Origin of the sequence: Streptomyces viridosporus (genome assembly GCF_002078235.1) — a bacterium.
Classification (GTDB): Bacteria; Actinomycetota; Actinomycetes; order Streptomycetales; family Streptomycetaceae; genus Streptomyces; species Streptomyces viridosporus.
Genome location: NZ_MSGP01000028.1, coordinates 1 through 9,658 on the forward strand (window position 1 = coordinate 1; position 9,658 = coordinate 9,658).

At 67.3% G+C, this 9,658-nt stretch carries 8 protein-coding genes and 2 pseudogenes; 2 read left to right on the forward strand and 8 right to left on the reverse strand.

The window, feature by feature from the left end; all coding sequences use genetic code 11:
- Positions 1-923: 923 nt before the first annotated feature.
- From B7L92_RS02250 to B7L92_RS02265, 4 genes and pseudogenes are all read right to left on the reverse strand, one after another.
- Positions 924-1,109 carry a hypothetical protein gene (locus B7L92_RS02250; RefSeq protein WP_255310718.1) on the reverse strand — a complete coding sequence of 62 codons (186 nt, stop codon included), beginning with the start codon at positions 1,107-1,109 and terminating at the stop codon, positions 924-926.
- 289 nt (positions 1,110-1,398) lie between these two features.
- The gene (locus B7L92_RS02255; RefSeq protein WP_081235826.1) at positions 1,399-1,692 is read right to left on the reverse strand and encodes a hypothetical protein; all 294 of its coding nucleotides are present in this window, start codon (positions 1,690-1,692) and stop codon (positions 1,399-1,401) included.
- A 177-nt stretch (positions 1,693-1,869) separates the two neighbouring features.
- A pseudogene (locus B7L92_RS40940) lies at positions 1,870-2,073 on the reverse strand (transposase family protein); the annotation flags it as partial.
- Positions 2,074-2,242: 169 nt separating this feature from the next.
- On the reverse strand, positions 2,243-2,506 hold the full coding sequence (locus tag B7L92_RS02265) for a hypothetical protein (protein WP_081235828.1): 264 nt from the start codon (positions 2,504-2,506) through the stop codon (positions 2,243-2,245).
- Between the two features lie 786 nt (positions 2,507-3,292).
- Between B7L92_RS02265 and B7L92_RS02275 the strand changes: the two genes are divergently transcribed.
- On the forward strand, positions 3,293-5,836 hold the full coding sequence (locus tag B7L92_RS02275) for a DEAD/DEAH box helicase (RefSeq protein WP_081235830.1): 2,544 nt from the start codon (positions 3,293-3,295) through the stop codon (positions 5,834-5,836).
- An 870-nt stretch (positions 5,837-6,706) separates the two neighbouring features.
- Here B7L92_RS02275 and B7L92_RS02285 read toward each other — a convergent pair.
- The 4 genes and pseudogenes from B7L92_RS02285 to B7L92_RS02300 all read right to left on the reverse strand — a co-directional run bounded on the left by B7L92_RS02285 (position 6,707) and on the right by B7L92_RS02300 (position 9,227).
- A pseudogene (locus tag B7L92_RS02285) lies at positions 6,707-7,399 on the reverse strand (transposase).
- Positions 7,400-7,445: 46 nt separating this feature from the next.
- Complete coding sequence (locus B7L92_RS02290; RefSeq protein ID WP_143626218.1) at positions 7,446-7,901, reverse strand: hypothetical protein; 456 nt, start codon at positions 7,899-7,901, stop codon at positions 7,446-7,448.
- Entirely contained in the window at positions 7,865-8,035 is a 171-nt protein-coding gene (locus B7L92_RS40520; RefSeq protein WP_159460992.1) for a hypothetical protein, read from the reverse strand. Before B7L92_RS40520 ends, B7L92_RS02290 begins: the two co-directional genes overlap by 37 nt.
- A 208-nt stretch (positions 8,036-8,243) precedes the next feature.
- Positions 8,244-9,227: a hypothetical protein gene (locus B7L92_RS02300; RefSeq protein ID WP_081235833.1), complete on the reverse strand. Its 984-nt coding sequence runs from the start codon at positions 9,225-9,227 to the stop codon at positions 8,244-8,246.
- A 143-nt stretch (positions 9,228-9,370) separates the two neighbouring features.
- Here B7L92_RS02300 and B7L92_RS02305 point away from each other — a divergent pair.
- On the forward strand, positions 9,371-9,658 hold a 288-nt coding region (locus tag B7L92_RS02305; protein WP_143626219.1), incomplete at its 3' end, for a helix-turn-helix domain-containing protein.

Here is a 9,658-nt window from a genome sequence, read left to right on the forward strand (position 1 = left end):
CCGCTCCGCGTGAGCGCTGGCAGGATGCTGCGCATCCTGCTCACCCGCCCTGCTGCGCAAGGCGGGTGCCGTCCCGTCCGCTGCGCTCCCGGGATTGCGCGGAGCCTGCGGCCTCGTGGGGCGGCTTCCGCTATGCGGGGCCGGTAACGGGCCTTCGGTCCGAGCAGCAGTGGGGGGCTCACTCAATCGCTACGCGCTGCGGCTTTCCTCTTTGCCCGGCTCGCCACCCACTGTGCCACCGCGTTGACCACAGCCACGATGCCAGCGAAGACAAGCGCGTCGAGCCACGTCTTACCTGTAAGAGCGCGCCACACCACCGCGGCCGCCCCGTAGGCAACAAGCCACACGACTACAACAGCCGTCCAGCGCACCCATCGTCGAGACCACCACTTGGCCAACCACTCCCGTCCCTGCATGCCAACCGGCTACCCCAGAACAAGCCAGCGAGCGCCGCACTGAAGCCCGAGTAGCTACGGGATGGGGTGCTCGAAGGCAGGATATTGCCGGTTGGTACCGGCTTGGGCTGGGGTTACTACCAGACTCCCAGAGTCGCTATCTGCCATGGCCGGTGCAGCCCTTGTCATGTCTGTGAGTCTTTGTGCTGAGCGGACCGGTTGGCGAGCAGAAGACACACCCATACCAGAACATGGCAGGAGGACAAGGCAATGCTCGCCCCGTCGGCGCCGTCGAGCACCCGCCAAGCCAGGAATCCGAGGGCTATACACAGCATCGGCCAGTAGAGCCAGGTCCTCCATCGTGCGCCCGGCATGGTCCATGACGGCGGGGTACGCGAACTTGAACGCCGCTGCATTAGGGCTCCCTTCTCGGATCCCGCCCGCTTGTGCGGGCTCCTGGCCCAAGAGGGGGTTTTGGTCCAGGTACCGGAAGGCGGCAGGAGACAGGAAGCGGGCCGGCCGAGGTGGTCAGGCAGACGGGCGGCCGGTGATGGCCGGCAGGGTTGTTGTCCTGATCCGGCGGTAGGTCCTGAAGCCGTACACGGTCAACGCTGTCCAGATGACGGTACTGACCAGAGGCCACCACAGGTCCCAGCCCTGCTCGCCCTGGATGAGATTGATGACCCAGTTCACCGCCCAGCTGACCGCAAGCACAAGTGCCGCCCACCTGGCCCACCGCCAGATCCGCATCGTTCCTCGAGCACGGGTTTCCTGTGAGCTCTGCTCATCCTGTCGAAGTCGTGTGCCATCCATACCTACCCGCCTACCCCCTGTCCGTGCCTTGCCTCCTGGCTCCTGGGAGAGGGCCGACAACGGACGGCCTCACCGGCTCCAGAGATGCTCAGAGGTGGCCCAGGAAGGAACTGGCTTGCAGCCAGATGTCGAGGAACAGAAACACGATGAGACCCGGGTCGGCCGGTGGTGCTGCCTTGCCGGCAGTGGGTCAGGCATGCGCGTGACGTGGTGCAGTCGCCTTCGGTGATGCGGCGTGGTGCGCAGGACGTTGCGAGCCCGCGGCCTGCAGGCGCTGCAGCCACAGGGAGGCTGTGAGCAGGAGGCCGCTGAAGACGGCCAGGAGGAGGGCGGACATCCACATCTGCCGGCTCCCGGGCAACTGCCAGCCTGTCCAGGCGGTCAGTACCGCCCACAGCAGGACGCCTCCCGCGTAGAAGGCGCGGACCCGGCGCAGCTGCCGCACGGCCCGCAGGGACAAGACGCGATCAGTTGTGGATGCCATGCCGGCCCGTGTACCCCGAGTGCACGCTGTTCAACGGAGCGGGGTGATCGGGTTCGTCCTCCGGCCGCCCTCATTGGGGGGTGTGCAAGCTGAAGTTGCTGGTCACAAGGCTGGTGTGCGTGAGCATCGGGATGCTCGTGCTGGTCGCTGGCAGGTAGTTTTAGTGAAGATCGCCGGTCATCGGGTGACCTCGCGGTTTGTGAGAACGAGCAAGGTCCTGACCAGGTGGGTCGCCCAGGCGGGGTCGGTGCGCACCTTGCCGAGGACGCGCCAGTTCTTGAGGTGGGCAAAGCCGTGCTCGACGGGTGCCCGGACGGCCGCCAGTGCCGTGTTGGACAGCTCCTGACCTCGCGTCAGGGACCGATTCCAGGCGGTCTTGTACATCGCAGGCGTGACGCCCCGGAATCGGACCAGGTCGGCGACACAGCAGCCATGACGCAGGGATGTCTTGCCCCTCCTGCCAAAATCCTTAACAGCAGACCTGGTCCGAAAACGCCAGCGGGATCCTCGCCCGCAAGAACGGGAAGCCCCACCTGCCTGCCTGCGCCGGTCAACCGGCCATGGCCGCCACGACCAGCGCAACAGCCGCACCGCACAGCAGCACCACAAGCGGCCATGCCAGCCGGCCGCGCCCGGTACGCCTGCGCCACAGCACCAGCCACAGCGCACACGCCGCCACGAACACGACCGTCACACCGCTCAGCTCGCCCTTCCGCCACGCCATCCGCACGGCGTCAGGGTTAGCGCCCCATACAAGGAGCGCAACGAGGACGCCCACGGTCAGCGCACACACCGCTTCCAGCAGCCTGCTCATACGGTGCCCTTCTGCTCCGGCGTGTCCGTCAGGTCAGTGCGCGGGCGGAACGGACGGCTTGACCTCGACGGTCTCCGTCTTGTGGCCTTCTGCGTCCGTGCTGGTGGACCGCCTGCTGACGGATCGTAGGCGGGGGCCGGTCGTGGGCGCAGCTGAACCTGGCATCCCGCCGGAGCCGGACCCGCCCGATGATTTACGTCATGGTCATCGGCCGTCGACCGGCACGAGTATCCGACTCGCCCTTCACACCAGGCCTGTAGCCTGTGACTTCACGATGCACACCGCTCATTCTTACTGCTGGGTGCGTCCTTCGAAGTCGCGTCGTACTGCTGCGCCTTGGTCTTCGACCAGCCCTGCACTGTCGGGGAGGTCCAGGGCGGCGCCGCAGTGGTTGCACAGTTCCCCGTCTTCGGCCGGCGTGCCGCATGCCTTGCAGAACCGGTTCCCTTCGTCGTTTCCAGTCCTGTGTGTCATGGCTCTCTCCTGCAGGGTGGGCAGTGATGGACGAGGAGTCCCCCTGGTGTCTGTGCCGATTTCTTACACGTCTGCTTCATTCTGCGCTTTCGATAGACTCTGGAGTTGATTGACTCCATCTTTACTTGAATGGCTCCATCGTTATGAGTTCTGCGGCCCGCTTGATGGTGGTCATCTGTGCCCGGCATCGGGGCGTGGGGCCGGTGCCGCGGTGTAGACGTTGTGGGACCAGAGGCCCTTCTCACGTAGCCAGTTGGTTGTGTCTTGGTGTGGGCGTGCTGTCGTCCGGCTTGCGGGAGAGGGTGGACTGAAATGGCGGTGAAGGAACTCCGTCCGCATCAGCGAGAAGCCGTTGATGCGGTACTTCGGGCGCTCGAATTTCCTGCAAGATCTACTGTGCCGGAGCGGGGGCTGCGCACTCAGGTAGTCATGGCGACCGGATCGGGCAAGACCCTGGTGGCCGCCCGAAGCGCTGAGGAGCTCCGTGCGGGCCGCGTGCTGGTCCTCGCGCCCTCCCTGGATCTGCTCGCCCAGACCGAAGCCGCGTGGCGCACGGGTGGCCGCACGGGCCCGATGGTCGGGATTTCGTCCCTGCGGGGTGAGGAGACGTCCTTCCCGAACACTACGGACGTGGGCGAGCTGATCGGCTGGGTGCGGCCGTTCGACAAGGTGACGGTATTCGCCACCTACGCCTCGCTGGGACTGGGCACGCTGGAGCGCGCGCACACCGCGGGCCTGCCGGGCTGGGACCTGATCGTGGTCGACGAGGCGCACCGGACGTCGGGGCGGCTGGGTAAGCCGTGGGCGGTCGTCCACGACAACACCCGCATCCCCGCCCTGCGGCGCCTGTACATGACCGCCACACCCCGGCTCTGGCAGCTCGACGAGGAGGCCGGGCAGGGCGCGCCGGGTGAGCTGGTGGCCTCCATGGAGGATGATCCGGGCGGACCGTTCGGCAGAAGGTGTTACACGCTGACGCTGTCGGAGGCGATCGACCGGGGGATCTGCGCGCCGTACCGGGTGGTGTGTGTGGACATCACCGACACCCAGCTCCAGGCCGCCCAGCTCCTGGGCGTGGAAGGCCGCTTGGACCAGGTACGTGGGGCGCGCCTCGCGGCCTTGCAGACGGCGCTGGTGAAGGCTTCGGCCGAGGAAGGCTTCCATAGGACGCTCGTCTTCCACCACGTCGTCAAGGAGGCCGAGGCGTTCGCGGCCGGCCTGCCCGACATCGTCAAGCGGCTGCACGCCGCCGGGCCGGAGTTGTACCCGAAGACGATCTGGGCCGACTGGCTGTGCGGGGAGCACAAGCCGGGCCACCGGCGTCGGGTCCTCGGGGAGTTCGCGTCCGGGACCGCCCCGGACGGCACCGTCGTGGAGAAGGGCTACCTGGGCTCGGTGAAGGTCCTGGGCGAGGGCGTCGACACCAAGAACTGCGACTCGGTCTACTTCGCCGACGTCCGCGGCTCCATGCCCGACCTCGTCCAAGCCGTTGGCCGCGCCCTGCGCATGCAGCCCGGTGAGGGGAAGGTCGCCAGCCTCGTCGTGCCCGTCCTGCTCGGGCCCGGGGAGACGGCGGACACCATGCTGACCTCGCGGGCGTACGGCGGGCTCGCGAAGCTGCTCGAGGCGCTCAGAGCGCATGATGCCCGTGTTGTGGAGCAGCTCGCCGAGCAGCAGGCGCGCAGCAGTGTCCGGGGCGTCCAGACCCGCTCGAGCAGCGCGGAGGACGAGGGAGTCGATGGCGGCCGAAGCGACCGCGGGCTGTCGGTGCCGGCCCGGGAATTGCTGAAGTTCTCCACACCGCGCGACCCGGCGCAGTTGGCCGCGTTCATCAACCTGCGCGTGATCAACCCCGAGCACGCCCACTGGCGGCGCGGCGTGGAGGCCGCCGTCATCTACCACCGGCTGCACGGCGACCTGCGCGTGCCGTTCACGCACCGCGTCCCCGACCGCGACGCCCAGGAGGCCGAAGCCGAAGGGTGGCCGGCCACGCTCGCCGCATTTCCCCTCGGGCAGTGGATCGCCGACGCCCGCCGCTTCTACACCCGCGGGGACATGGACGAAGAGCGCGTCGTCCAGCTGGAGAAGCTCGGCATGATCTGGTCCCACTACGACATCGCGTGGGAAGAGGGCGTGGCCGCCGCCCGCGGGTGGGCCGAGGAGAACGGGCACCTGCTGGCACCGACCGATGCCACTTATCAGGGCTACCGGGTGGGCATCTGGCTGAAGAACGCGCGGGCCGCCGCCCGCAAGGCGCAGGAGATCGAGCAGCGGCGCGCCGAGGGCCTGCCTGTTGCGTCGGCAGCCGGCGCGCTGCCGGAGGAACGGCGCGAGCAGCTCGAGAACATCGACCCCTCCTGGTGCCCGGCCTGGCCGGTGGAATGGCAGCGCGCCTTCCACCTCACCCGGCTCCACCTCGAAGCCGGCGGCACGCTGCCCACGTCACCGGGCGCCGTCGTGCACCAGGGCGAAGACCTCGGACGATGGGTACGGGCGCAGCGACTCGGCTGGGACAAACTCACCACCGTCCAGCAGTGGATGTGCGAACACGTCCTCGGCATCGAGCCCGCGGCCGAGGACGAAAAGCCCAAACCACGGACCAGCCAGGCCGACAAATGGGCCATGAACTACCAGGCCGCCCGCCAGTTCTTCGAGCGCGAGGGGCACCTGCGAGTGCCGAGGAAGCACGTCGAACGGATCGTCTTCAGCGGCGACAGGGGCAACGGGGGCGCCGAGGAGCAGGAAGTCCGGGAGCTGAAGCTGGGCGCGTGGATCAGCAACCAGCGCAGCCGGGCCACCACCCTGGCCCCGGAACAGATCGAGCAGCTCTCCAACATCGGCATGCGGTGGGTGTGAAGGTGGTGGGGCCAGGCCGCACTAGCCGATAGCCCTTGTCCGCCGCATCGTGCGCTAACCGTACACACTCCGTACGGAGGGCGTGCGCCGAGCTCATGATCTCGTGCCTCTGGGGCGAAGGACGCCCGCCGTGCAGGATGGCCCCGGCGCGGATGCTCGCCCGATGGGTCAGGCTGGCCGGGCACCCGAGCGCGGTGGCGGCCTACGCGGTCACCACACCACGCTGGCTCCATCACGTCGGCCGTCCGCGCCATGGCGGGTTGTCAGTACGGCCTGGGCGGTGTTGTGGTGCACGCCGAGCCGTTCATGATCCCGGCCAGGGTGAGTGCGGCGTCGTGGTCCAGGAGCTGCCTGACGCACGCAGGGAGCTGGGTGTGCCTGCAAAGAACATCAAGGCCATGCCGTTACGCGTGAGTTGCACGCTCTGAGATGGGACACTTGCCCACATGAAAGAGGTGCGCTGCGAGCGATGCGACAACATCACCGGCATGGGGTGCGCCTGCCCTCCTGATGGCAGCGCCCCCAAGGCACACCCGGAGGAAAGGCGTGTTCGACAGGAGTGGCGGCGATTTCCCGGCAACGCCATCTTGATCAAACGGAATGGTAAGGCGCATGTTCCAGGTGCCTGCGATCACATGACAGAAGACGAGGTGCGGTCCCCGAAGTGGGGCTGGATTCTCGATCCATCCCCTGGGGATTGGGACCGTATCAGCGAAGGCAACCCAGCCATCGCCACTGGAGGGAACACACAGCTGCGGGCGACGAGCCGGTGCATGACGTGCATGGATACTCTCGGCAGCCGATGATTCGCAGGGAATGCTGGGCTGAGGGGTAGCTGACCAGAGGGCCGACGCCTCTCCTTGAGCCTTTTCAGCGCTGACGCTCCAGGGTGAGGACGGCTGCGGCGATTGACGACAGGCGGTTCGGGCTGCAGCGTGCCCTGCGGAAGATCCGCCAGGACTTCAGCCGTGCGACACCCCGCTCGACCGGTGCTCGTGCCGCTGACAGGGCCCGGTTCGTCGTGCGCCGGGTCGGTGTGAGTTCTCGGCGGGGCGGGCGTCGGACCGGTGTGGTCACCCAGGGGCCGGCCCCGATGTAGGCGCGGTCGGCGAGGACGGGGACGCCCTGGCGTTCGCAGATCCGGATGATCTGGTGGGTGCGGGCCGCGGTGAGGTCGTGGGCGCGGCCGGGCAGCGCGGGTGAGATCCACAGCAGTCTGCCCGTGGGATCGGTCACGACCTGCACGTTCACGCCGTGGCGGCGGTGCTTGTGGGAGTAGTCGGCCCGGCTGTCGCCGCCCCGGTCGCACTCGGCGAGTGTGCCGTTGAGGAGGACGTGCCCGGGACCGGTCTCCCGCAGCACCCGCAACAGGCCGGGCGCACGCTTGGACAGGTGGTGGATGACGGCGGTGGTGTAGGGATGGGCGGTGCCGACCGGGATCCCGAAGCCGGCCGCGATCTGCGCCAGGGTGTCGTGCCGGCGCAGGTACACCAGGCCGACCAGGGCACGCTGGTGCGGCGGGAGCTTGCAGCGGCGGTCACCCTAGCGGGTGACGATGAGCATCGTCACACACTCGACCAGGGCGTGAGGCAGGTCGAGTGTGATGCCCCTATGGACGGCAAGTGGCCGCTGACAGGGCACAGCTGACGCCCTGAATCGTAACGGCGACTGTGACGGGGGCGGCGCCGATGGGTTCGATGAGGTCGTTCTGTGCCAGGTGGACAAGCGCCTGCTGAAGGTCGGCCTGGGGAATCTCGGCTCCGGCGAAGAACGCTCCGGGAGTGTCGAGGAACAGGCCCAGGTTAGTGGGCGACCGGTCGCCCACGGTGTCGTACAGCCACCGGAGGAAGGTGTCCGTCGTGTGACGGAGACGAGCAGCGCGATCCTTCTGCAGGTTCTTCAGGTCGTGCACGGCACCGCGGCCTTCGTCCGTAAGGTGAACGTGCGGCGCACCGCTTCCGAAGGTCCGGGCGAGGTCTGCCAGGCCGCGCTGCTCCAGCTGGAAGGCAAGCACGGAGACGTCTTCGGTCAGCTCGTGTTCTTCGACGAAGCGGGCGTTGTCCACGTACTCCCCGGAGTGCTGCTGGCGTAGGCGTCCAGCCACATCAGCAGCCGTGCCAGGTGGGCACTGCTCCCGATCGCACCGCCGCCGCTCAGTGCGCCGCCTCCTGCCGTGGTGGCCTCGAACTGGACGGGCACGCGCGCGATTGCAGCGTACCGCTCGTTCCAAACTCTTGTTCGCTTCCCTGACCAGGCCCTTGGCCCACAAGCGTCCCGGACGCTGATGTAGGTCGTCTCGTCGCACTGCTCCAAGCACATGAGCAAGTAGGGCAGGTTGAGGGCCGCTGAGCGCTCAATCTCCCCGCCGCTCGTTCCCTTTCAGGTGCACTCACTCAGCCCCGCACTGTCAGAACTTGTCGAAACGAATCTGGAAGCAATTACCACAAATGTCCTCATAGGTCGGGACGATGTCGTCGGTGGCCTGCTCGCAGAAGGTGCAAACGCCCTCGAAGGTCGATCCACAGGCGAAGCAGATCCAGGCATCCACTTCTGGTGAGTTGGCCAGAGGTGCGCTGATCACGGCGTAGTCTCCGCATGAGCCGCAGCCATTGAGAGCGCTACCTCCGTCCTTGATGCTGACGTGCTCGCTGGAACCGATGAGCTCCCATGCTGCGTCCTTGCCTGTCCCGTATTGCTTGCCGCACAGGAGACAGGCAAGGTCGTGGGCTCCGCCGTCGATTACGACGGTGAACTGACCGCAGGACCGGCATGCCGCCGTCGCGTGCTCGTAGTCGGCCAACTCGCCGCGCAGAGCCCGCATGCGGTGCGTGATGAAGTCCGTAAGGTGCTTAAAGCTGGTCCGAACCTGTTCCATCTGGCGTTCGGCTGACACCGCTTCGGTGGCCTCCTCGGCGTGAGGCAAGACGTCAGTGTTGACGAAGCCGACCAGTAGGTCGAGCACAGGGATGGTTCGTGCCTGCACGGCGACGACAGTGTCCTTCCACCCGAAGTGCATGATGCGGTTCCGCAGCTTGCCCAGCTCCGTGAGGCTGTCTTCCTCCGGGTCGATGGCACTCGCGATCTGCACGGTGTCGCGGAGGCGTTCGAGGGCTACCTTGACGCTACAGCTGTTGAAGTCGCCAGCCTCGTGCTTGCGCATGTCGAAGGCCGCGATCTTCGTCCACACAAGCTCGGGGTCATGCATCTCCAGCCGGGCCTTCAGCAGCGTCTCGACCGCGGCCTGGAGATGGAGGACCCCGTACTTCACGTCTCGGGGCTCTGGCTGCCCGTTGTCACCGGACAGGAAGTCGACGGCGCTCACCAGAAAGTCGAGGCCGTTGGTGAGAGCCGGGAAGTGGAAGTCCTTCGGCTGCCGTCCGACGCTGCTCACAGGTGCCCCTCGCATGCCTCATCGCCCGTCAGCCCCTTCAACATGCTCCCCTCCGGCGGTGGCGGCTACTCCAGGCGAATAGCCGCCAAGGCCAACCTAAGCGCTGTCCCGTAACTGCTGGTCACGGGTGAGATGATCATGGTGTGTCTGGTGTGATCACGGCGGCGGAGCCGTCCTGGATAGCCCCGTTCACCGGGCTGAGCCCACGTCAGTCCGGCAAACTGATCACCGCGCTGCGGCGCGAGGGCGCCGACCCGGTCCGCAGGGGCCGGCCGTGGAGCCTGCCGCTGGAGGACCGGGTCCTGCTGGTCGCGGCGTACTGGCGGACCAACCTCACCCTGCGCCAACTGGCCCCGCTGTTCGGGGTGTCGAAGTCCGCGGCTGACCGCATCATCGACCACCTCGGGCCCGCGCTCGCCCTGCAGCAGCGC